17 protein-coding genes are annotated in these 25,262 nt (G+C 41.3%); 6 read left to right on the forward strand and 11 right to left on the reverse strand.

Annotated elements, in window-relative coordinates; genetic code table 11:
- Positions 1-18: 18 nt before the first annotated feature.
- The 4 genes from LX92_RS11930 to LX92_RS11945 all read left to right on the forward strand — a co-directional run bounded on the left by LX92_RS11930 (position 19) and on the right by LX92_RS11945 (position 6,576).
- A complete protein-coding gene (locus LX92_RS11930; protein ID WP_109650861.1) occupies positions 19-753 on the forward strand; it encodes an SDR family NAD(P)-dependent oxidoreductase in 735 nt (244 codons plus the stop codon).
- Between the two features lie 20 nt (positions 754-773).
- The gene (gene uxuA, locus LX92_RS11935; RefSeq protein WP_109651317.1) at positions 774-1,946 is read left to right on the forward strand and encodes a mannonate dehydratase; all 1,173 of its coding nucleotides are present in this window, start codon (positions 774-776) and stop codon (positions 1,944-1,946) included.
- Positions 1,947-1,960: 14 nt separating this feature from the next.
- Entirely contained in the window at positions 1,961-4,858 is a 2,898-nt protein-coding gene (locus LX92_RS11940; protein ID WP_109650863.1) for a glycosyl hydrolase 115 family protein, read from the forward strand.
- Positions 4,859-4,998: 140 nt separating this feature from the next.
- Entirely contained in the window at positions 4,999-6,576 is a 1,578-nt protein-coding gene (locus LX92_RS11945) for an SGNH/GDSL hydrolase family protein (RefSeq protein WP_109650865.1), read from the forward strand.
- Here the strand turns inward: LX92_RS11945 and LX92_RS11950 are convergent, their stop codons facing one another.
- From LX92_RS11950 to LX92_RS11990, 10 genes are all read right to left on the reverse strand, one after another.
- Positions 6,577-6,936 carry a hypothetical protein gene (locus LX92_RS11950; RefSeq protein ID WP_109650867.1) on the reverse strand — a complete coding sequence of 120 codons (360 nt, stop codon included), beginning with the start codon at positions 6,934-6,936 and terminating at the stop codon, positions 6,577-6,579.
- Positions 6,936-7,085 carry a DUF5989 family protein gene (locus tag LX92_RS22745; protein ID WP_223308279.1) on the reverse strand — a complete coding sequence of 50 codons (150 nt, stop codon included), beginning with the start codon at positions 7,083-7,085 and terminating at the stop codon, positions 6,936-6,938. The genes LX92_RS11950 and LX92_RS22745 overlap by 1 nt, the downstream gene beginning before the upstream one ends.
- Complete coding sequence (locus tag LX92_RS11955) at positions 7,086-8,888, reverse strand: carbamoyltransferase family protein (protein WP_109650869.1); 1,803 nt, start codon at positions 8,886-8,888, stop codon at positions 7,086-7,088. It abuts the gene before it with no gap.
- A 202-nt stretch (positions 8,889-9,090) separates the two neighbouring features.
- Positions 9,091-11,013, reverse strand: coding sequence for a RagB/SusD family nutrient uptake outer membrane protein (locus LX92_RS11960; protein ID WP_109650871.1), 1,923 nt, complete (start codon positions 11,011-11,013; stop codon positions 9,091-9,093).
- A 9-nt stretch (positions 11,014-11,022) separates the two neighbouring features.
- Positions 11,023-14,139 carry a SusC/RagA family TonB-linked outer membrane protein gene (locus LX92_RS11965; RefSeq protein WP_109650873.1) on the reverse strand — a complete coding sequence of 1,039 codons (3,117 nt, stop codon included), beginning with the start codon at positions 14,137-14,139 and terminating at the stop codon, positions 11,023-11,025.
- 748 nt (positions 14,140-14,887) lie between these two features.
- A complete protein-coding gene (locus LX92_RS11970; RefSeq protein WP_109650875.1) occupies positions 14,888-15,928 on the reverse strand; it encodes a UDP-glucose--hexose-1-phosphate uridylyltransferase in 1,041 nt (346 codons plus the stop codon).
- Positions 15,929-15,932: 4 nt separating this feature from the next.
- Positions 15,933-17,063 carry a galactokinase gene (galK, locus tag LX92_RS11975; RefSeq protein WP_109650877.1) on the reverse strand — a complete coding sequence of 377 codons (1,131 nt, stop codon included), beginning with the start codon at positions 17,061-17,063 and terminating at the stop codon, positions 15,933-15,935.
- Between the two features lie 166 nt (positions 17,064-17,229).
- Positions 17,230-18,444 carry an ABC transporter permease gene (locus LX92_RS11980; protein WP_109650879.1) on the reverse strand — a complete coding sequence of 405 codons (1,215 nt, stop codon included), beginning with the start codon at positions 18,442-18,444 and terminating at the stop codon, positions 17,230-17,232.
- Positions 18,445-18,451: 7 nt separating this feature from the next.
- The gene (locus LX92_RS11985) at positions 18,452-19,204 is read right to left on the reverse strand and encodes an ABC transporter ATP-binding protein (protein ID WP_109650881.1); all 753 of its coding nucleotides are present in this window, start codon (positions 19,202-19,204) and stop codon (positions 18,452-18,454) included.
- 5 nt (positions 19,205-19,209) lie between these two features.
- Complete coding sequence (locus LX92_RS11990) at positions 19,210-20,427, reverse strand: efflux RND transporter periplasmic adaptor subunit (RefSeq protein WP_109650883.1); 1,218 nt, start codon at positions 20,425-20,427, stop codon at positions 19,210-19,212.
- 341 nt (positions 20,428-20,768) lie between these two features.
- Between LX92_RS11990 and LX92_RS11995 the strand changes: the two genes are divergently transcribed.
- Together LX92_RS11995 and LX92_RS12000 are read left to right on the forward strand one after the other, a co-directional pair.
- Complete coding sequence (locus tag LX92_RS11995) at positions 20,769-21,233, forward strand: Hsp20/alpha crystallin family protein (RefSeq protein WP_109650885.1); 465 nt, start codon at positions 20,769-20,771, stop codon at positions 21,231-21,233.
- A gap of 114 nt (positions 21,234-21,347) precedes the next feature.
- The gene (locus LX92_RS12000) at positions 21,348-23,990 is read left to right on the forward strand and encodes a cation-translocating P-type ATPase (protein WP_109650887.1); all 2,643 of its coding nucleotides are present in this window, start codon (positions 21,348-21,350) and stop codon (positions 23,988-23,990) included.
- 43 nt (positions 23,991-24,033) lie between these two features.
- Here LX92_RS12000 and LX92_RS12005 read toward each other — a convergent pair whose 3' ends face one another.
- On the reverse strand, positions 24,034-25,104 hold the full coding sequence (locus LX92_RS12005; RefSeq protein WP_109651319.1) for a response regulator: 1,071 nt from the start codon (positions 25,102-25,104) through the stop codon (positions 24,034-24,036).
- Between the last annotated feature and the right edge of the window lie 158 nt (positions 25,105-25,262).

Here is a 25,262-nt window from a genome sequence, read left to right on the forward strand (position 1 = left end):
GAATAATTTATAGAATAGATGGGTAAAACAGCAATAGTCACCGGAGGAGGTTCTGGTTTAGGTTTTGCAACTGCAACAAAATTTTGCAAGAATGGTATTAAGACGTATATCGTTGGTATGAATGAGGAACAAACTAAGGAAGCTTGTATTGAACTTGGTAAGAACGCCGTTCCTGTAATTTTCGATTTGACACATCTGGAAGGTATTCCTGCGATGATCCAGGAAATAGCCAAGGATGGTGCCATAGACATATTGGTGAACAACGCGGGTATTAATATGAAGAAGGAATTCATTGATGTAACCGATGAGGAGTTTTTTAAAATCATCCAATTGAATGTCCTAAGCATTTTTGCCGTAAGCAGGGAGGTGGTCAAAGTGATGAAGGAGCATGAAGGGGGATGTATCGTTAATATTAGCTCTATGGCTTCCCAGTACGGTATTCCAAAAGTAATCGCCTATACCGCAAGTAAGGGCGCCATTGAGGCAATGACCAGGGCCATGGCCGTTGATTTGGCAAAATATGGTGTACGGGTGAATTGTGTGGCTCCTGGATTTATAAAAACCAAAATGTCAGAGAAGGCATTCAGTGATGAACCCCAAAGGAGGGATAAAGTACTGGATAGGACACCGATGGGCATTTTAGGGACCCCATGCGATATTGCGGATGCCGTCTATTTTTATGCCAATAACGAATCAAAATTTGTTACCGGTACCATACTTCCCGTTGATGGGGGGAATAGTATCGGATTCTAAATAGCGGAAAAATGAAACACATGCAACAAACAATGCGCTGGTTTGGTCCTAATGACGCTATTTCCCTAACGGATATTCGGCAATGTGGTGTTTCAGGAATCGTAACGGCCTTACATGAAATCCCTGTTGGCGATATTTGGACGGTAGATGCGATTCAAGAACGCCAACAGACCATAAGGAATGCGGGTATGGAATGGACGGTTGTCGAGAGCCTGCCTGTGCACGAAGACATTAAAAAAGCCAATGGGGCAAGTTTAAGGTATATCGAAAATTATAAGATCAGCTTAAACAACTTGGCGGCTTGTGGCATTAAGGTGGTGACCTACAACTTTATGCCCATTTTGGATTGGGTGCGTACCGATCATGCATTTAAGAATCCCGATGGCAGTAAAGCGTTGCGCTTTGATCAAGTTGCTTTTAACTACTTTGATCTCTTTTTGTTAAAAAGACCCGGGGTTGAAAACGATTATTCCGATGAGGAAAAACAAATGGCCCTTGACTACGGAAATACCCTTTCACAAGCGGATAAGGATTTGTTGTTTAAAAATGTACTTCTTGGGTTGCCAGGCAGTAAAGTGAATTTTACAAGGGATCAAATTTTGGCATTGCTCGAAAATTACAAGGACATTGACAACCATGCGCTAAGGACCAACTTAATCCATTTTTTGTCCGAAGTTGCCCCAGTTGCCGAGGCGTTGGGTATAAAACTGGCCATCCACCCAGACGACCCACCATTTTCGGTTATGGGACTGCCTAGGGTTGTTAGTACCCAGAAGGATTTAAATCGTATTTTTAATGCTGTCCCCTTGAATGCGAACGGACTTTGTTATTGTACAGGCTCTTTGGGTGCGGAACCCCATAATGACCTGGAACAGATCATTGATGACCATGGGGGGCGAATTCATTTTTTACACCTAAGAAACGTGAAAAGGGATTCCAAGGATATTTTTAGGGAGGCCGAACATCTCAATGGGGACAATCCGATTGAAAGCATCATGGAAAAATTGGTGATACTGATGCAAAAAAGGAATGTTGCCTTGCCGCTTCGCCCCGATCATGGATTTCTACATACCATGGAGGAAGGAAAAGAACAATACCCCGGCTATTCCTTAGTGGGAAGACTTAAAGGGCTTGCTGAATTGAGAGGTTTGGAAATGGGGATTCAATATAGATTGAAACACACGCAAAATTAGATTGAAAACTACAAATGATGGCTTTAAAAAATACATGGATTTCCGTCTCGGCATTCTTACTACTGGTTGTAACACTAGGTAATGCCCAAACCATTGATTCCCAAAAATATGTGACCAACACAGCTTCCTCGGAACGTTTTCCATTGGCGTCCAACGGAAAGGTAGCATCAATAGTGGTCGATCAAGATGATTTTCCAGGGGTAGTACGTGTTGCCGGCCATCTTCAGAATGACCTTCAAAAAGTCACTGGTATTCTGCCTAATGTCTTTAACGGTATGGCACAAACCGAAGATTATTTGGTCATTATCGGGACATTGGGAAAATGCGCTATCATCGATCAATGGGCAAAAGAAGGTAAAATAGATGCCGCCCGACTTCAGGGAAAACGGGAAAAATTCACCACCCAAATTGTTGACAATCCTAAGGCCGGTGTGCAAAAAGCCTTGGTTATTGCCGGTTCGGACAAACGGGGAACCATTTATGGCATATATGACCTTTCCTCCCAAATTGGGGTCTCACCCTGGTATTTTTGGGCAGACGTTCCTGTTCGAAGGCAATCGGAATTACACGTGCTTCCGGGTGTGCACACCTTAGGGGAGCCTAAAGTCAAGTATAGGGGGTTCTTTATCAATGACGAGGCACCTGCATTGACAGGGTGGGTCTATGAACGCTATGGGGACTTTAATGCCAAATTCTACGAAAAGGTTTTTGAACTTATTCTTAGGATGAAGGGGAATTATTTGTGGCCGGCCATGTGGCCCCCAAGAAAGTTTAATGTGGATGATCCCCAAAATGCCATTTTAGCGGATGAATACGGCATTGTTATGGGAACATCCCACCACGAACCTTTAACACGTGCCCATGCTGAATGGAATAAGTCGTTAGGGAAATGGGACTATGCTTCCAATGCCAAAGGATTACAGGAATTCTGGAAAGGCGGTATGGAACGTATGGGGGATAAGGAGACCCTTGTGACCATTGGAATGCGCGGTGATGGTGATGAGGCTTTAAGTGAGGAAACGGCAACGGATCTACTGGAAACGATCGTCAAAGACCAGCGAAAGATCATTGCTGAGGTTACCGGGAAACCCGCAGAGGAAACACCCCAGATATGGGCGCTATATAAAGAGGTCCAGGATTATTATGATAAGGGAATGCGGGTGCCAGACGATGTAACATTACTACTTTGTGATGATAACTGGGGAAACCTCAGAAAACTTCCGGGGTTGGATGATGCACCGCGTAAAGGCGGATATGGTATTTATTATCATTTCGATTATGTGGGTGGTCCCAGAAATTATAAATGGTTGAACACCAATCAAATTGAACGTACCTGGGAGCAGATGCACCTAGCTTATGAACATGGGGTGGATAAGGTCTGGATCGTAAATGTGGGGGATATCAAACCCATGGAATTCCCAATACAATTCTTCTTTGACTATGCTTGGGACCCTGATCGATGGAATGCCGATAACCTACAGGATTATTACCGTATTTGGGCAAATGATGTATTCGGGGGAATTGAGACCGATGCTATTGCCGATATCATGAAAAAATACACCAAATACAATGCAAGACGAAAGCATGAGTTGATCGATCCCTCGACCTATAGTTTAATCGATTATAATGAGGCCGATGCCATTGTGGAAAATTACAATGCACTTGGAAGGAAAGCACAAGGCATATACGATCAACTTCCCGAGGAATATAAGGATGCCTATTACCAGTTAGTGCTTTTTCAGGTTTTGGCAAGTGCCAATCTCAACGAACTTTACGTAGCAGCTGCCAAGAATAATTGGTATGCCGAACAGGGTAGGGCATTGACAAATGAGTATGCGAATAAGGTAAAAGCGTTGTTTGATAAGGATATGGAACTGACCGACTATTACCATAATGAAATGGCGGATGGTAAATGGAACCACATGATGTCACAAACCCATATCGGTTATAAAATTTGGCAAGAACCGAAAACCAATGCGATTCCAGAGACCAAGACAATTGACATACCCAAAACATCGGATATGGGTGTGGCTGTGGAAGGTTCTAAAGAATGGTGGCCAAATGCATCCGATGAAGCGATTCTGCCCACTTTTACTTCCTTTGAAAACAACACTTTTTATGTCGATGTCTTTAATCGGGGAACTGAGCCTTTCAGTTATAAAATCAAGTCCAAATCGGATTGGATTGTCTTTTCCCAAACAAAGGGTAGTATTGATAAACAGCAAAGGATAGAAGTAAACATAGACTGGGAAAAAGCACCAAAGGGAACCAACAAAACATTCTTTACGGTAAAGGCGAATAAAAGATCCATCCCGGTTTATGTGCAAACAAATAATCTGGATATCGATGGAGTGAAGGGTTTTATGGAAAGTAATGGTTTTATAGCTATCGATGCGGATCATTTTTCAACTCCCTATGAGCCTGAACCTTTCTCGTGGAAAGTGGTCGATAATTTAGGTAAGACCGGGTCGTCCATAATTTCGTTGCCCATTAAAAAAGGAAGGGTTGCTTTAAGTGAAACCTCCCCTAGGGTGTCTTATGACGTGCACTTTAGGACGAAGGGAAAAGTGAAGGTGCATATGCTGTTTTCACCGACCATCAATTATGCCACACGGGAAGGTATGTATTATGGCCTGTCCTTCGATGGGGAAGATCCCGTGCGTATCAATTACGATTCGGATCCTGATATTTTCAATTATAACGGGAAGGTCCCCAGCAATTGGCATGCGAATGTCGCTGATAACATTAAAGTGATTACCACGGAATTTAAAATCAATGAAACCGGTAACCATACTTTGAATTACTTTAGGGTTGATGAAGGTTTGGTGCTTCAAAGGATCATTATAGAAACAGAGAACAGTCAATTGAAAGAGACTTATTTAGGTCCACCAGAAAGTTTCAGGGTCCATTAAGGCTATTATAGGTTGGGAGCCTATAAAAACACACAGGAATACAAACAGCACTCTAAAACCCACTTATTTTGAATAAGAAAACAATATTTAAAATTATTGCTATTTTACTTCCCTTGTTTCTGATTCTAATTTTAGAATTGATGCTGAGGTTTTTTGGATACGGTGATACTTACCGGCTTTTCAATAAAGTCACTTCAGAAAACAATACGGAGTATCTGGTCATGAATTCCAGTATTTCCAAAAAATATTTTAAGCATACAGGCTTCCATTCCGATAATCAATCGGACTTGTTTCTCAAGAAAAAAACCAACAATACCTTTAGGGTTTTTGTCCAAGGTGCGTCAACGGTAGTTGGGTTTCCATTTTACAAAAACGGTTCTTTTCCTCGAATGCTAAAACATAGACTGGCCTTAACCTTTCCGGATAAGAATATTGAAATAGTAAACACGGGAATTACGGCTGTTAATTCATATACCCTGTGGGATTTATCCGAAAAAATAATAGAACAGGAGCCCGATCTTGTCATCATCTATGCAGGACACAATGAATACTATGGGGCATTGGGTGTAGGGTCCACGGTTTCTATCGGTAATTATCCATCCTTGGTAAGGACTTATTTAAAGTTGAAGGATTCACGCTTTTTTCAATTATTGGAAAATGGGTATTCCATGGTTTTTAAATCAAAGGCAAAAACAAACTATACCGTTGAGGAAACAACCTTAATGGAGGTAATGGCCAAGGAACAGCAAATCCCTATGGACTCCGAGGTATATAATGCCGGGATCGATCAATTTAAAGACAATCTTGATAAAATCCTGAAAAGATATCAAGACAATGGCATTCCCGTGATTATTTCCACTGTTGTGTCAAACGAAAGGGATATCAAACCCTTCATAAGTGCTGATTTGGATGAAGATGGATTTGAAGAAGCATTGAAAAACAATAGAACAGAAGTTTATAAAATTGCAAATGAAAATGCCCTTGCGGCCTATAAATTGGGACAATTTTATAGGAACCAACAACAAGATTCAGCATGCAAGTACTTTCATATGGCAAAGGAATTGGATTTTCTTAGGTTTCGGGCTCCGGAGAAAATCAATGATGTAATTATTGAATCATCACAAAGGGAAGGTGTTTATCTGGTAGATGCCAAGAAAGCATTGCGTGCACATTCCAACAGTGGTTTTATCGATAATGGATTGCTGACCGAGCATGTACATCCAAATGTAAAAGGTAATTTTATTTTAGCCGATGCTTTTTATAACAAAATCAAAGAACTGCAATTACTGGATAATTGGGATAATTTCATTGCTTATGAGGAAGCAATCAATGATATTCCCATAACACGTATAGATTCCATTAAAGGGAAGTTGATCATAGATGATTTAAAACAATCATGGCCATACAATTTGAAAATGTCAGGAACCAATCCGGTTGCACTGTATAATTCAATCAAAAGTCCGACCTACGAAGAGAGGAAGGCGATTGACCTCTATGCGGGCAGGGAAAAATGGCAGGATGTTATGCGGGAAGCTTACCATACATACGAACGTGATGGTGATTTTGAGAATGCCCTTAAAGTGGCGCAATCTTTAATTTCTGAATTTCCCGAGCAACCAAAAGTATATGAAATGGCGGGGAATATTTGCTTGAAAATGAATAGGGTTGCTTATGCGGATTATTATTTTGAAAAAGGGAATCAACTTAAAAGAAAATAACTACCAAGGGTTTTTGATATCCTCTTTGGTGAATACATGGTTTCTCTTTTGAAAATAGGAATTTGATTTTTCCTTTTTGAGGATTTGATTTGCACCGAACAGTCGTTGAAAAAATGATAATGGAACCAAGAAAAGATAAAAACAAATGAACAGTAAGGCATGGTTCATTACCAATCCAAGATAATTGGAGAAAGTGTGCCAAATTTTAGCTATGGCTAAAGCAATTTTCATCGAGATCAACGGAGTGATCAAGAATCCCATGGAAAGGTAAATAAGCCACTCGGTATGGAATAAAACATAAAAAACCAGTGGTGCCAACGCTAAAACGACAAGGGTCTCTAAGACTTTTTCTTTTTTCATTAGAATAAACTGTAAATAAATGGCGCCAAGGCAGAGCCATTGGTTAAGAATATCAAACCACCCAAAATCACGAAAATTAAAATCAATGGGATTAACCACCATTTTTTACGTTCCTTCAAAAAAAGGAAAAACTCTCTAATAAATTCCATCTACTTTACAATTAAATAATTTTCCAAAACCAATATATCAATTCCTGAGTTTATAAAACAACGGTAGGCATTTTCAGGCGTATTGACAATAGGTTCATCCTTAACATTGAAACTTGTATTGATAAGCACACCGATTCCTGTAAGCTTCTTATAGGTTTGTAGTAAGTTCCAGAACCTAGGGTTCATTTCCTTTTTTACCACTTGAACCCTTGCGGAATAGTCGATATGGGTAACAGCCGGTAATTTCGATTTAGGGATGTTCCGTTTTTCTTCAAGACTGAGTCCATTGAAATTGCTTGGCAATTCATGTCTTAAGGGTTGTTTTACTTGGTTGGTAAACAACATATAATGGGAATGTTTTCCTGGCTCAAAATAAGTGTCATAATCTTCTTCACATACGGCTGGGGCAAAAGGCCTAAAACTTTCCCTGAATTTGATCTTTAAATTTAGAAGGGACTGCATATCCGTATCAGTGGCATCTGCTAGGATACTTCTATTGCCCAATGCCCTTGGGCCAAATTCTATTCTTCCATTAAACCAGCCAACCACCTTTTTATTGGCAATATAATCGGCGGTGATGTTCAACAATTCTTCCGTGGATTCAAAATATTGGAAACTACATTTATTCCTTCGCAGTGTCCTTTCAATCTCAAGATTTGAAAAATTAGGACCCAAAAAATTATCAAAAGGTTGTTTTAAGCCGGAAAACGATAAATCTGACTCTAGATAATCGGTGATCAGTGCGGCTCCTATGGCGCCACCAGCATCACCAGCGGCAGGTTGAATGTAAATATCCTTAAAAATGTTCTGATTGTATAACACCGAATTCGCCACACAATTTAGGGCTACGCCACCTGCCAAACATAAATTGTCGGCATGGGTGACCTGCTTTATATGGGTAATCATCCTAACCAAAATTTCTTCTGAGACTTTTTGGGCAGCCAAAGCCAGATCGGCATGCAGCTGTGTCAATTTTTCGACAGGATCTCTTTTTTCAAAACCAAATAGTTTTTGCCATTTTCTTGGATTTACCATTCGTAAGCCTACGGCATATTCAAAATAGTCCTTGTTTAGCTTAATGGAACCATCTTCCCTTATATCCAGTAATCTTTCTTTGATCGTTTGTATGAATTGGGTTACTTGTTCCGATTGCATAGTGCCGTATGGTGCAAGCCCCATCATTTTGTATTCCCCTTTATTCACTTCAAATCCCAAGAAATAAGTGAATGAAGAATAAAACAAACCTAATGAATCAGGAAAATGTAATTCCCCCAAAACTTTTATTCCTTTTTCGCCACAAGCGGTACCATACGAGGTTGTGGTCCATTCCCCGACACCATCAACCGTTAAAAAAGCACTTTTTTTAAATGGCGAGGTGTAGAAGGCGCTGGCAACATGGGATAAGTGATGCTCTGGGAAGACAATAGGGACTTTCGACAGTTTTCTATCTTCATTTAGTTCTTTCAATCTTTTCCTTATGATCTGCTTTGTGAATAGTTTTTCCTTAAGCCAAACAGGCATGGCCTTGGCGAATGATTTAAACCCTTTTGGGGCAAAGGCATAATAAGTTTCCAAAAGTCTTTCAAATTTCAGGAAAGGCTTATCATAAAACGCAATGATGTCGATATCCTTAAGATTGAACCCAGATTCCCGAAGGCAGTATTTTATGGCTTCCTCAGGAAAGGAAGCGTCATTTTTGATTCGGGTAAAGCGTTCTTCCTGAGCGGCGTACAAGACTTTTCCGTCTAGAATAATAGCGGCGGCCGAATCGTGATAATATGCGGAAATGCCAAGTACTTTCATTTAGGTTAGGGTGTTCTTTTTCGTTGATGCAACTTATTCACATTTAAAAATACATATCTGCGACGTCTTATTGGAATTAAATCAATAAATAAAAAGGTTGTCTAATATTTCAAGACAACCTTTTTAAATAAACTAAACTAACTCAACTTGTCACATAATACCGAATGTCCACAAAACGTATTATGTTGTATTTTATGATCGATTAGTAGCCAGGATTTTGATAAGCTGTTTTTTCAGCATCGGTCATATCCAAACCATCTATTTGAGATTGGGGTATCGGTCTTAAATAATGAAACGGTTGAATGGTCCTGGTGGTTGTCACTGGACTATGGTCTGAAGCATCATTACCTGCAATTTCATAAGAAGCCGCATATTCAGCCCATTTTTGGGTACGCACCAAATCAAACCATCGAATGCCTTCACCAAAGTACTCTCGTGAGCGCTCGGCTAGCACATAGTCAATATCAATAACATTCGGAGTGGCAGCTACCATTGCAGCACTATTATCCTCAATTCGTTCTACCTGTTCGCCATTATCAAAGCGCCATTTACCTGCACGCGCACGGATAACATTGATCAAATCACGGGCAGTATAACTTCCTGATGCACCTTTTACGGCTGCTTCAGCCGCTACTAAGTAGAATTCGGAAAACTTAGCAATTGGGAAAGGACGTGTTATAGCCCCATTTGGAGAACCTAATTCAGTTGCAACATCATGGTCGGTACGATAGGTTCCTATTTTCCATAACCCTGGGTAGAATCTTCTATTTATTTCATTTAGGTTTATAACATAATCAGATCTTCCGGCTACTTCCCCGCCGCCAAGATTACCGCCATTTACACTATAATCAACGCTGGGGTCGTATTCATCCAAGAATGTCATAACAGCATCACCAGGGGCTATTTGCATACCATTGGCCGCAGTTAAGGTTGGTGTTGTATCACCACCTTTATGCCAGTTTCCCCTATAACTGGTTACAAAAGTTCCGTCGTAACGGGAATCCAATTCTTTTTCGGCAAACGTTTCTTCAAAAACATTGATGGTTGGGGCCATACGCGTCCAAGGACGGCCATAACTTTGGGCTGCTTCACGCAATACGGCTGAAGTGCCGTCAACACTGATACTTGTATAATTTGAGGTTACCATCCAAGCAGCGGTATTGGCACTACCTCCCGTACTACTCCATCCTAAACTGGCTTCATTGTAAATTTCACTTTCCTCGGTACGATCGGCATACAACATCATTTCGCTATGACGGTCATTGGAACCTTCATGAACATCATAAAAATAATCAAGTAACTTATAAGGTCCTGGATTATCAATACCCTCAACAGCCAGATTATAAGCTTGCTGATAGTAATAGGTAGCCCCATTGCCATCAGGGTCTGTTCTATTGGTATCTGGATACGTAGGAATGTTGTTGGGATTCTCTAGCCACCAGGCATACGTCAAATACGCTTTTGCCAAATGTAATCGGGCTACATTCTTGGTGGCGGAACCTGTTAAACGGGGAGAATCGGGTAGATTATTGACGGCATCAATCAAATCTGGAAATATGGCTTTGGTATATACCTCTGGTACTGTATTACGTACTGAAGCCCTAACTGCGGAATTATTGAATGCCAATTCCCCAGAACCTAGATCCAATGGTACTCCACCATAGGTTTGAACTAATAGGAAGTAGTAAAATGCCCGGAAAAATCTGGCCTCGGCGATTACAGAATCATCCAGGCCTACAGCAGCGGCATTTTCAATGATCCCACTAGCTGTGTTGATGGCAGGGAAGCACGTATTCCAAGCAATACTAGTCGTATAGGTGTCTGGTATTATTTGGCCTTCACCAGATAAGTCCGCATCCTTAAAGTTATTATCTGCACTTTGTGCAAAGGCATACTCATCTGTTCCCGTTTCTAGGGAGTTGTAATAATATGCTTGTCCATATAAGTATCTTAAATGTTCATACAAATAGGTTAAACCTCCTTCAACACCAAGTTCGGTTTGAAAGAAATCCGGCGTGAATACACCCCTTGTTTCCTCTTCCAATATATCTTTTGTACAAGAGCCTATTAACAACGCAATAGAAAGAATTGCTATTGATATAGATTTTATTTTAATTTTTCTCATTACGATTTTTTAAAATGTTATGTTTAGTCCTATCATATAATTCCTTGTTGTAGGAGCATTAGCCCCAACTGTTGGAATCCCGTCGGAGATATTGGTTGTATTTACGGCAACGTTTTGACGATTTCCATTGGAATCGACTCCAGAGTTGGTTTCTGGATCTAAACCGGATTCCCTGTTAAATGATGAAAACATTACAAATGGGTTCTGTGCCGTTGCATAGATACGAAGTCGTTGAACCCCAATGTCTTTTATGAATTTTTGGTTAAAATTATATCCCAATGTAATGGCGCGTATCTTTAGGTATGAGCCATCAAAATAGCCTAACGTACTGCCGTATTTAGGATTGTCACCACTTTGTATACCTCCTGGGGCAGGATATCTGGCATTTGTATTATCCGGTGTCCAATAATCTACATCCACATTGTTTCTTCTCCCGGTCAGTAGATTAACATACCCATTGGAAGAATGCAATGTACTTACGATTGTACCGCCACTTTGGAAAGTACCGACCATGCTTAAATCGATATCCTTATAGGCCAAACGTGTGTTGAATCCACCTTGAAAATCCGGGGTGGGATCTTGTATGACCCTATCATCGGAATTTATTGATCTTGTGGGTGATCCATCGGCATTATAGTCTCCGGTATACTTAACCTTAACCATACCTACATTGCCTCCTGGCTCATAATCCTGCAGATATTGAAAATCTGGATCGGATTCATTCCAAAGTCCCAATCTTTCGTAATCATAGATGACATTGATAGGTGAACCAACAAACCAAAGTTGTCCAACATTTTCATCCTCTCCGGTAGCCAAGGAAACGATTTCGTTTTTATTGGAGTAAAGGTTGATCCCAGCATCCCATGTTAGACCATCCGGGTTATCCAGAATAGTGGCATTAAGGGCTACTTCAATACCTTTGTTCTCGGTTTCACCAATATTGCTGGTTACACTACTTACCCCTGATGATGCGGGAAGACTAAGGTCATATAATATATCGTTGGTTTTGGTGACATAGTATTCTACCGTACCGGATAATCGATTGTTGAACAATCCAAAATCAAGACCATAGTTAAAGGTTTGTGAAAACTCCCATCCTAATTTTGAATTCGGTAATTCACTTACATAATAACCTGTGGCAAATGTGCTGCCATAGTTGTAGTTTACCGTAGATAACCTTCCTTGTGTTGAATAAGGGTCAATCGCTTGATTTGAGGTTTCACCATAACCTACACGTAGTTTTAATTGGTTAATGGATTCTTGCGTTTCCATAAATGATTCATTGGCTATATTCCATCCAACGGAAACGGCAGGGTAGGTAACCCATTCATGGCCTTTGGCCAATCTTGATGAACCATCGGAACGCAATGTCCCTGTTATTAAATAGCGGTCATCATATTGGTACATGACCCTAGCCATGTATGATAGTAATCCAGTAGCGGAATAATCCGTTTTATAATTAGTAATATCCTCAGAAAGGGCAGAATCTAAATTGTACCATAAGGAATTTTCATCTGGAATATTTCGAACCTGCAAATAGGAACTGTCATAATTGGTTTCTTGGGATGAGAACAAGCCCACAAAATTAACCCTGTGTTTATCTGCGAATGTTCGATCGAAGAGTAATTGGTTTTCTATAATATAATCCCTTGTGATGGATGTGCCATAACTGGCAGATGACGGATTACTTTCGTTATAGCTAAATACGCCTTCGCCTGTAAAATTGCCATCCCTGCTTGAACGGAAGTTCAAACCAACATTAATTCGGTATTTTAATCCTTCAACCCATGGTATTTTAACCTCACCGTAGATATTATTATAGGTACCAAAATCCAATTCCTCATTTTTTTTGCCGTCCCCGATTCGGCTAAGCTCGTTTCTAGTGGGAATCCAACTGTCATCAGCTATGGTTTGAAGGCGAACGGACTCAAGGAAATTCCCAGTATCATCATACGGACTTAAAAGAGGTGATGCGGCCAAGGCATCATAAATACCGACAATACTAGAGGTTTTGTTGAAGTTTGTTACTGAATTAATTCCAAATCGGAACAATTCACCCACTTCTTGATCAACTTGGGCACGTATTGAATATCTCTGAAAGGAATCTCCCGGTATAACGGAAGTTTCCTTAAAATATCCCATTCCAATATTATAGGTTCCTTTTTCCGTACCTCCTTGGACACTGACATCATGCGAGGTTTGGAGTCCTGTTCCAAACAGGAGGTCTTGCCAATCCGTATCATTGGCCAAATCTTCATCACCACCAATGGCGTAAAGAGGTGTCCCACCATTATTGGCTGCGACGTCAGCACGTAGTTGGGTAACTTGGGCTGCATTCATCATTGGAAACTTGGAAAAAACTTCCTTGGTCGCGTAGTACGAATTATAAGTGAATTTGGCCTTTTGGCCTTTTTTACCACTCTTCGTTGTAATGATAATTACACCATTGGCACCTCTGGAACCGTAAATTGCGGTAGCGGAAGCATCTTTTAAAATGTCTAGACTTTCGATATCATTTTGATTGATATCACTAAGTCCGCCAGAAAAAGGAATGCCGTTAAGAACGATTAGGGGGTCGTTACTTCCAGAAAGGGAGCGTGTACCACGAATACGAATGGTTGGGGCAGCCCCAGGCCTTGTACTGGTGGTCGAAATATTGACACCCGCTGCACGTCCTTGAAGGGCCTGCTGGAAGTTACTTGCCTGCACTTCCTGTAAGTCATCGGCTTTAATGGAAACCACTGACCCTGTCACTGATTCCTTCCGTTGGGTACCATAACCAATGACTACAACCTCTTCCAATGCATTTTCATTGGTTTCCAGTACTACATTGATTGTGTTTTGGTTATTAACTGAAACTTCCAAGGTTTTATAGCCGATATAGCTAAAAACCAATATACCATCGGACGGTACATTGCTGAGGACATAATTGCCATCAAAATCCGTGGCCGCACCATTCTGGGTGCCCTTGAGAACAACATTGGCACCTGGAATCGGACCATCGGTATCTGATACAGTTCCAGATACCGTTACTTGGGCGTTTACCCCAGCAAAGAACAAAAGAAGTAAGACCGTGGCCCACTTCGTTTTACTGTATTTGCTTTTGAAAAATAAAAAATTCATCATATTGATTAAGGTTAGAAATAAAATTGAGTTAATAATGAGTGTTTGATTCGTTACTTGATATCTGTTCTATATTATCTGTAAAGTGTGTTATATTACCAAAAGTATAAAATACATTTTTATTAAACAACCGATTGTGTTAATAATTTATTAAAATCAAAATTAAGCCTTTGCAAAACATCTTTTAGGTTCGAAGTAAACCGTGTGTTTTTATTTCGCTGAACGCGTGTATTTGTTGAAGTGGTATTGTTTTGGAATGTGGGGTGATTTAAAAAATAAGGTAATCATAAAGCAATGTAAAATAGTAATATAAGGGTGAATCGTGAAATACTTCGGTGGTGATTGGGGTTCTTTTATGGAATTTTAATTTCTCGATTTGGGCTTTGTGTTTAAATTGTGCTACTGTTCCGTCTAAAATATTTTTAGTGTTTATTTCAATAACAAACGGTTGTTTTAAAATGTCTTTAAATGAGGGGAATCAACAAATAGTCGTGGTATATGAATCTGTGGTGCCCAATATATGGTGTATACATGTTTTGTGCTTCCCTTGCCTCGGATACCCTTAGATAGTATCCTTTATCTTTGGAAGCAGCTTGTGATGGAAGAAAACAGTAACCCTAGGAACGTAAAAAAGTCCCTAAATAATTAGGGACTTTTTTTATGGTGAATGCGGGAATGATCAAGGTCAAAGGTCGTATCCTATCCATTGTGGCCCCCATGCATTTGCATAGTGGGATGGTCTATCCCTAAGCTACTGCTTCGAATAATGTACGTCTGAAAGGGCCTTGATAGTATTTGCCGCTTGTTCGGCGGTAATATCCCTTTGGGGGTTCGCAAACATTTCATACCCGACCATGAACTTTTTCACCGTTGCGGAACGAAGTAATGGCGGATAGAAAGACATATGAAAATGCCATTCAGGATGTTCCTTACCGTCTGTTGGGGCTTGGTGTATTCCGGCCGAATAAGGGAATGAGGTTCCAAAAATATTGTCGAGCCGTATGGTGGTTTTTCGCAATATTTCTGCAAATGCCTTTTTCCCATCATTGGAAAGTTCACCGATATGCCCAATCTTTCTTTTAGGGACAATCATGGTTTCATAAGGCCAGACCGCCCAATAGGGGATTAAGGAGACGAAATGCTCGTTTTCGAGAATAATACGTTCATCCAATGCCAACTCTTGGATGATATAATCTTCCAAGATGCTGGCTTGGTGTTTCTTCCAGTAAGCCAATAACCTGTCCGATTTTTTCTGTACCTCTTGGGGAATACTCCGTTGCGCCCATATTTGGCCATGCGGATGTGGATTGCTACATCCCATGATGTCGCCCTTGTTCTCAAAAATCTGAACGTGGTTTATCCCATCCATTGCCCCAAGTTCCTTGTACTCTTGTTGCCATAGGGAAATGACATCGGTAATTTCTTCCCTTGACATTAAAGGTAGGGTGAGGGAGTGGTCCGGGGAAAAGCAAACGACCTTGCAAATGCCCGATTCGGATTCCGCATAGAGCAATCCGTTTTCATATTTTTCTTCCTTTACATCCTTAAGGAGGGCCGAAAAATCATTGACGAATGAAAAAGGTTTTTTATAATCGGGGTTTACCGCACCGCCCATTCTGCCATTGGTCGGACACAAATAACAATTGGGGTCGTACTTTGGTTTGGTCTCCATGGATTGTTTCTCGGTCTTACCCTGCCACGGCCTTTTGGTCCTGTGTGGTGAGACCAAGATCCATTCCCCCGTTAAAATATTGAACCTTCTATGTGGATTTTCGTTGAATTCAGTAGTCATAGGTTTATTTTAAAATGGATGTTCCTTTACTTGGACTGGCCTCGAACCACGATAATTCAAGGTTATAGGCCTTTTTATAGGCTTTTGATGCCGCTGCCACAAAATCGTCAAGGGCATCTTCGTGGATTAAATTAATGGTGCAACCGCCAAAACCGCCACCCATCATACGGGCTCCCAAGACAGCTTCGTGGTTTTTTGTAAAGTCAACCAGAAAATCAAGTTCCGGGCAACTTACTTCATACAGCGTACTCAATCCTTCGTGGGTTTCATAGAGCAATTCGCCAACCCGTTTTAGATTATTGGCCTTTAAGGCTTCAACAGCCTCCAAAACCCTCGTTTTTTCTTGAATGACATATGCACAGCGATTGTAGACGGTGTCATCGATAGTGTCCTTGATTTCGTTCAACATATCCATAGAGGCATTCCGTAACGATTTTACCTCGGGATGGTTCTTTTGTAGGGCCGCAACCCCAGCTTCACATTGGGTCCTTCTCTTATTGTATTCCCCAGACACCAGGTTATGGGAAACATTGGTGTTCAGGAGTAGGATTTTGTAGGGTTGTATTTGAATGGGGATATAGGAATACTCCAAGGACTCGCAATCCAATAGGATCACATGTCCTTCCTTACTCATTACCGAGGCAAATTGATCCATAATGCCACATTTGGTGCCCGCATAGGTATGCTCAGCGGCTTGCGATAGCTCCACGATATCCATTCGGCTGAGCCCAAGGTCGAACATTTCATTGAGGCCAAAGGCCAAACCACATTCCAGGGCAGCGGAGGAACTGACTCCCGAACCAATGGGTACGTGACTTTCCAGGACACAATCAAATCCCCTAACCTTATCCGATCGTTTGGAAATTTCGTTCAGTACACCCAAGATGTAATTTTCCCACTCTACCTTGCTTATTTCAATGGCATCCAACGACAACTCGAAACCGGTATCATAGCCTTTACTGTACACATGGCAGATTTTATCCGAGCCGTTTTTTTGAAACTGGAAGGTGATTTTCTTTTCTATGGCCGTGGGGAGTACGAATCCCATATTATAATCGGTATGTTCCCCGATTATGTTTATCCTGCCCGGTGATTCAATGGTAAGTTCTGGTTTGAAATGGTCTAAAAATTGCATGCTTTTACAGTGTTATTTTGAGCGTTATTCCCTCAGCGTTTTCAACGGTGGTTTTTATGATAATCGAGAGGGATGAAAAATAAACATTAAAGATAGTGATATCGGCTATAGTATGTTTAAGATGATTCTAACCAATGCATACTATTTATTAACCTTTAGGTGTTCATTACTCATAGCGCAACGCATCAATGGGGTTGAGCTTGGCGGCCTTTTTGGCAGGAAAGTATCCAAAAGTCACTCCCACCAATGCCGCAAAACAAAAACCAATGACAATGGAATAAAAGGCCGTTGGGATAAAGAAGTCGGTGAGCCTATAGATGATTTGATTCCCGATCACCCCCAAGACAATACCCAATAGTCCACCGACCAGACTTAGCACTACGGCTTCTATCAAAAATTGGGTCAGAATATCGCTTTCCCGGGCCCCAATGGCCAGACGTGTTCCGATTTCACGGGTTCGCTCGGTAACCGAAACCAGCATGATATTCATGATGCCTATGCCCCCGACAATCAATGAAATACTGGCAACGGCACCCAATAATATGGTCAGGATACCGGTAATATTGCTTGTGATTTCCTGAAGCTCGACTTGGGTCATAATCTCAAAGTCGTCTTCATCTTCCGCTTTTATTTGGTGTGATTCACGCAATAACGCGGTAGCCTCCATCTTAGCGTCACTAATATGGTCCTCACTCAAGGCACTTGCCATGATCATGGTATAGCCCCTTTGGTGGCCATAAAGTCGATTTTGAATGGTGGTATGGGGAGCCAACACAATGTCATCCATGTCTTGCATACCACCAGTACCTTCTTCGGTTAAAAGGCCTATTACGGTAAAGGGTATTTTGTCGATACGTATTTGTTTTCCAATGGGGTCTTGTCCTGGAAAAAGTTCCTCCCGTATGGTCTCGCCGATAACACAGTATTTTTTTGCGGTACGCACATCCTCTTCCGTGAAGAAATTCCCGGATTGCAATTCCCGGCTCGTGATGTAGAAATAATCGTAGGAAACACCATATACCATGGTGGATTTATATCCGCTGGGACCAATGGCCTGTGCGCCTATCGCCAGTAAGGGGGACAATCTTGGCATCCAAACGGAGTTCTTCTGCAAAACTTCAAGGTCTTTATGGTCTATAGGCCTACCCATCCTTACATTAATACCTGCCTTATGTTCCGATTTGGTCTGGATCATCAATAGATTGGTACCCAAGCCCGAAATTTGGTTTTCGACTTCCATAGTGGCCCCTTCCCCGGCCGAAATGGTCATGATCACGGCACCAACACCGATAATGATCCCTAGCATGGTCAATAGGCTACGCGTTCTATTTTTGTAAATAGACTGAAAGGCTACCTTGAATATTTTCAGGAATCGTACCATCTTGTCTTTATTGGGTTGTTAGCGGTTTTTCGAGTGATTTAAGGGCTTCAGTTTTGGTGTTCCTATGTTCGATCTTGGTATCGGAAAGCACCCGGCCATCCCTTAAATACACCATTCGTTTAGCAAACTGGGCGATATCGGGCTCATGGGTGATCATCAGAATCGTTTTGCCCTTATTGTTCAATTGGACGAAAAGATCCGCAATTTCGAAACTGGTCGTACTATCCAAGTTTCCGGTAGGTTCATCGGCCAGTATAAGGGCAGGATTATTGACCAAGGCCCTGGCAATGGCTACCCGTTGTTGTTGTCCACCCGAAAGCTCATTGGTCTTATGGTGGATTCGGTCGGCCAATCCCACTTGCTCCAGTGCCTTTTTGGCAAGTGCCATAGAATTTGAGAACTGTCCGGTTCTGTCATAGATGAGGGGTAATTCCACATTCTCAAGGGCCGTAGTACGTGATAATAGGTTGTAACTCTGGAAAATGAAACCGATTTTTTGGTTGCGTATATCGGCCAATTGATTTTTGTTCAACGCATTTACCTGAATGCCATCCAAATAGTATTCACCCGATGTCGGCCTGTCCAAACAGCCGATAATATGGAGTAATGTTGATTTTCCGGATCCCGAGGCCCCCATGATAGCCACAAACTCCCCTTCTTCTATAACCAAGTCAATATCGGTGAGGGCACGCACTTCGATTTCGCCGGTGTTGAAGGTGCGACTCAGGTTTTTGGTCTCTATGACTTTTTTTGTGGCCATGGCGGTCAATTTTTGGTTTTTATGCCATTGATGGCACGGATTCCTTCCTGTAAGGGCGTGTCATCGAGATGACGTTTTATTTCGGTGTGAAGTCCGGTTTTGATTCCAACCTCAATAAACCTGAAATCCAATTTATCCTTGTCATTCTTAAAAAAGTAACCATCAATGGTCGCAGGCAGGTTTATTTTGAAATTGGCCGGCGTAAATAATTCTTCATGGTTTAGGGCCTCAATGAATCCCTGTTGTACGGAATCGGGAAGCACTGTCCCTGCCTTTTGTTCCAATACCGGTTTTATCTCTTTCAGCATCGCCTCGGTAGGTCTAAAGCGTAAGGCCGAGTTGTTGATCAATAAGACATCTTGGGCGGCATTTACAATGAATTCGAGGTTTGCGGTCATGCCGGGTAGGAGTAGTCCTTTTTTATTGTCCACATCAACCACCACTTGGTAATTGACGACATTGTTTATCTCTATGGGTTGTAGTCGTATTTGACTTACCGATCCATAAAATTCTTTTTCGGGATATGTCTGTACGGTAAATCGAACTGGCATACCATCTTTGATGTAACCGATATCGCTTTCATCCATATCGGCCAGGATTTGCATTTTTGAGAGGTCTTCCGCAATGATGAACATGGTGGGGGTAGCAAAGGAAGCAGCTACCGTTTGGCCTTCTTCCACACTGCGTTCAATCACGGTGCCGTCTATGGGTGAGGTTATATGGGCATAATCCCTACTTACCTCTATATTGTCCACCGCGGCTTCGGCCGCTTTTTTTGTGCTTAAAGCTTGGTTGTAGGCATATTTGGAATCGGTGAATTCCTTGGTCGAGATCACATTTTTTTCATATAGAACCAAATTTCGTTCGTATTCATCCTTGGCCCGGGATAATTGGGCTTCACTAACACCCAGATTGGCCTTTGCACTGGCAAGGTTGGTGTTCAGTAACTTAAGGTCCATCTCCGCCAGAATCTGCCCCGCAGTAACCTGGTCGTTATAATCCACATATATTTTTTTGATGGTGCCCGATATCTGTGTGCCTATTTCCACGGTATTGATGGCTTCAACGGTACCGGTACTCGATACATTGGCCTCTATATTTCCCTTTTCCAAGGTGGTATAGTTATAATCAAGCTTTTTGATATTGATTTTGGGTCTTAAAAACACATAACCTAGCAGGGCGATGGCCAAAATCATTAAAACAATCCATTTTGACTTTTTCATCTCTTTTGTTTTATCCGAATTCTTGGATATGTTTCTGCACCATTAAAATTAAGGGGTAATCTTAATTATTCTTATGACCAAAATCAGTACGATGGCTTTTGGGTGGAAAATAGGGGTATATGTAAGGTAAGTTGTCTTGTGATTTGCAAATAATTGATAATAAGTATCTTAAACAACAAAATATAATAAAGGGTAAGTTGGCCCCATGGTAAATTCGTCAATGGATTTGTGAAGGATTCCCTAAAATGCCCAGGTAATGACCTAGGTCATTTCGTAAGGTTGTAACCCCAATTAATTTAGCGGCGTAATTAAAGGATTGTTTAACCTAAAAACACATTGTAATGTCACTTGTAAAATTTAAAAAAAGACCTTTTGGAGATCTTGTAAGTCAGGATTTTTTCGACATGGATGATTTTTTTGACAATCGTTCCTGGGTGAGGAATATGTTACCCGATACCTTCTGGAATGGTAAAACCACAGAACCAGCGTTAAACATTAAGGAGACCGATGACAAATTCGAAATTGAACTTGCCGCCCCTGGTTTCGCTAAAAAAGATTTTAATATAACGATTGATGATGGATGCTTGAACATCTCTGCTGAAAAAACAAAATCAGAAGAGGAAAAAGAGGATGATTATACACGTAGGGAATTTAGTTATAATGCCTTTGAACGTTCATTGCAATTACCAAAAACCGTTAAGGAAGAGGCTATCAAAGCCAAGTATAACGATGGTATATTGAAATTTGACCTTGTTAAAAAAGAGGAAGCCAAGAAAAAACCACCCAAAGTGGTAGAGATCGCTTAGAGATAAAGATCCGAGAATAAAATGCCCATTTGCCACAACCGAAAATATGTCCATGTGATTAGGTTTGGCCTAAGGGCATTTTCTCATTAAAGAATAATTGTTCAGTATAGGATTATGGTTCAAGAACCTTTCACAATATCTTCCGGTGAATTTTTGGATCTTATGGGTGTTGTTCCTGATCAAGGACGCTCCCTTGACGAAGCCCGATTACTTCTTAAACAATATGGGTATAATCAAATACCCCAATACAAACCCAAAAGCAGAAGTCGAATTCTGGCAGATCAGCTATTTGACCCCATAGTATATATTCTTGCCGTAGCCGCAGTATTGGCCTTTGTCTTTGGTGATGTCATGGAGGCGTTGGCCATAGTATCGGTATTACTGATATCCATAAGTATCGGTTTTTTTATGGAGTTGAAAGCAGTTCGTTCCCTAGAGGCTTTGCGTAAATTGGGAGAGGTAAAAACCACAGTGGTACGTTCCGGAAAGAAACAGATCGTTCGTGCAGCGGAAATAGTGCCCGGTGATATCATTTGCTTACAAAGGGGCGATGTTGTACCTGCCGATGGACGATTGTTTTCTGTGGATAACCTATCCATAAAAGAGTCCGCCTTAACCGGCGAAAGTATTCCTGTCTTTAAAAATGATGATATACTGCCCGCCAATACCTCCTTAACGGAACGAACCAATATGATCTATAGGGGGACTACGGTTCTTACGGGTTTTGGAAAAGCCATTATTTCCACAACAGGGAAAAATACAGAGCTTGGAAGGATCCAACAGATGGGTGTAAATGCGGAAAAGGAAAGAACCCCGCTTGAAACTAAATTGAACCAATTGGGCAAAAGGTTGATATGGCTGACCCTTGTACTTACCTTTCTTATTGTTTTGATAGGCTGCTTTAGGGGTAAGGAACTTCTTTTTATGATTGAGACAGGGGTGGCACTTGCCGTGGCCTCGATTCCTGAAGGTTTACCCATTGTTGCTACCATTGCTTTGGCCCAAGGGATGTATAGATTGTCCAAAAAGGATGTGATCATAAAAAAACTGGAGGCCGTTCAGACCTTAGGTGCTACCGATGTCATATTTACCGACAAGACAGGTACATTGACCGAAGACAAAATGAAAGTATATAATCTTGCTTCTTCGAAAGGGGAGGTGTTGGATGTAGAGGGGGGAGACTTTAAACGTAGGGTAAAGCATGATCCCGTATTAAATAGAATGATCCAGGCTTCCATTCTCTGCAATAATATTGATGTTAATGTCGATAATCCCACGGGTGATTCCATTGAAATGGCTTTGATTGGTTTTGCCCGAGGGCTAGGCTATGATGTCAACGCCATAAAGGGTGAATATCCCGAATATTTGGAGCTTCCCTTCAATGCAAATCGAAAATTAATGGCCACCGTACATCATAATGGTGATTTCGTGGTCTATGCAAAAGGGGCTTTTGAGAGTTTGATTTCCCATTGCCGATATTACCAAGATGAAAACGAAAAGAAACCTTTCGGAAATACGGAAGAATGGTATGAAAAAATTGATTCCTTGGCAGCCCAGGGTTTGCGTATTCTGGCTTTTGCCTATAAGGAAACGGAAAAAGCCCCTACAGAAGATACTATTTTGGACCAACTTGTGTTTTTGGGCATTATCGGTTTTTTGGATCCAGCAAGGAAAGATGTAAAGGCAACCCTTGATGTTTATAAAAAAGCAGGTATAAAAGTGGTGATGGTTACGGGTGACCACCCAAGCACGTCAAAAAAAATCGCACAGGAAGTAGGTTTGCTTGAGGCAAATGCGTCCCCTACTAAAATCATTAGGGGAAATAATATAGGTTTGGAGAACAGTCAGAATAAAGAGCGTGTCCAAAGATTGTTGAATGCCACGATCTTTGCGCGGGTATCACCGGAACAAAAATTGAATCTCGTTTCTTTTTATCAACAGAACGGCCATATCGTAGGAATGATCGGGGATGGTATCAACGATGTTCCTGCCTTAAAGAAAGCGGACATAGGAATTGCCATGGGGATTCGGGGAACAGAGGCAGCACGGGAGGTAGCCGATGTTATCCTTAAGAATGACAAGTTTACGGCCATAGAACTTGCCATTAATCAAGGAAGGGTCATTTTTCAGAATATTCGCCAATTTGTGGTATATCTTTTGTCTTGTAATTTGGCGGAAATCCTATCTGTTGGTTTCGCTGCATTACTGAATCTACCGTCACCTCTGTTGCCTCTACAGATCCTTTTTTTGAATTTGGTCACCGATATCTTTCCCGCCCTGGCCCTAGGTCTAGGAAAAGGGGAATCAGATATTATGGATCAACCACCTAAAAATCCTAAAGCACCGATCATAAACCGAATTCAATGGTATGCTATCATCATTTATGGGTTCAGTATTTGTGCTTCGGTTATGGGTATGGTGGCATATGCGCATTTTGTACTTCGATTGGAGCCGATTATCATTAATAATTTGGCTTTCTATACACTGGTTTTGGCACAACTTCTAAATGTTTTCAATATGCCTAAAAGCCATGGGTCATTCTTCGTGAATGAGGTTACAAGGAACCCTTGGGTATGGGGCGCTATTTTATTGTCAATCGCAATTACGGGCTTGGCCTATCTTATAGCGCCAATAGCGGAAGCCCTTTCTTTAAAAAATCTGTCGGGCGAGACTTTTACAATAGTCCTAGTGTTCGCTTTGGGGTCCCTGTTACTTGCGCAGTTATTGAAAAGGCTTTTAGCCTTTAAGGTTTCTTAATCCAAATACAATCAAAGGTAGTGGGGGAATGATAAATAAGGCATCAATAATTATCCGCAATATTCTGTAGTCGTTCCTTGTCAAGGAGTATTATTCTTCGGGCATGACCCATGGTTATAAGTTTTTCCTCCTTGAATTCGGAGAGGGTCCGTATGGCTGTTTCCGTAGCCGTACCGATCATACCGGCAAAGTCTTCCCGGGGAATATCCAGACCCTCGTAATAGGAGTCTTTAATGATACCTTTCTTATGAAGGGTCAATAGAGCCTTGGCGACACGTTGTCGTACGGAGGAATAGGCCATGTTCACCAATTGGTCCTGAACTTCGATAAGATTGCTGGAAATGATTTCCATAAATTTTTGGGAGACACCCTTCTTGTCATTGATAAGATGTATAAAATCGGATTTCGGAATAGCGTATGCCTCGGTATCGTCGAGTGCAATGGCGGTCTCCAGATAGGTTCCCTTGGGGTTCAACAGCGAAAGTTGCCCTATGAAATCACCGGCCTTGTAGATGCCGGTCACGAATTCTTTTCCCGATTCTGTTGACTTGTACGTCTTGACTGTTCCGTTTTCAATGAAATATAGGGTATGGGCACCATCCTCCTCCCTAAAAATAAAATCCTTCTTGTCATATAATTTAGGATGGTATTCCTTTTCAATATGCTCTAGGTTGAGGTAGTTGTAGGCATCATGAAAAAAATCATTGATGCCCTTCATGCTCTTTGAAAATTCCTTTCGAAGAAAATCGTTCTTTTTGACCCGGGTTTGGATGGCTTCGAGCAGTTCGTGTTCCTCAAAGGGTTTTGTCAGATAATCGTCTGCCCCAAGGTTCATTCCTTTTCTGAAATCCGTTCTTTCTGTTTTGGCGGTTAAAAAAATGAAGGGTATCCCTAGTGTTTCGGGGTTGTTGCTTAATTCTTCCAGCACGGCGTAACCATCCTTTATTGGCATCATGATATCGCAGAGGATGAGGTCGGGTAAATAACGTTTTGCCTTTTCTATACCAATGAGTCCATTTTCAGCGGTCACCACTTCGTAATCATGAAGTGCTAATATATCTGCTGTATTCTCACGTACATCTACATGGTCTTCAATCAATAGGATTTTTTTCATGGCATTTTGTGTAACGTTATTGGTATACATCCTTTTTGTACAGACCTATTTGGGTAAGTCCTCTCTTCTATACACTCCATGGGTTCCAATGGTGTCCATGGTTTAATTAACGGCCAACGATCAGTATTGCTTCGTTCCCCTTATAGAACGATATGTCC

Origin of the sequence: Maribacter polysiphoniae (assembly GCF_003148665.1) — a bacterium.
Lineage (GTDB): Bacteria > Bacteroidota > Bacteroidia > Flavobacteriales > Flavobacteriaceae > Maribacter_A > Maribacter_A polysiphoniae.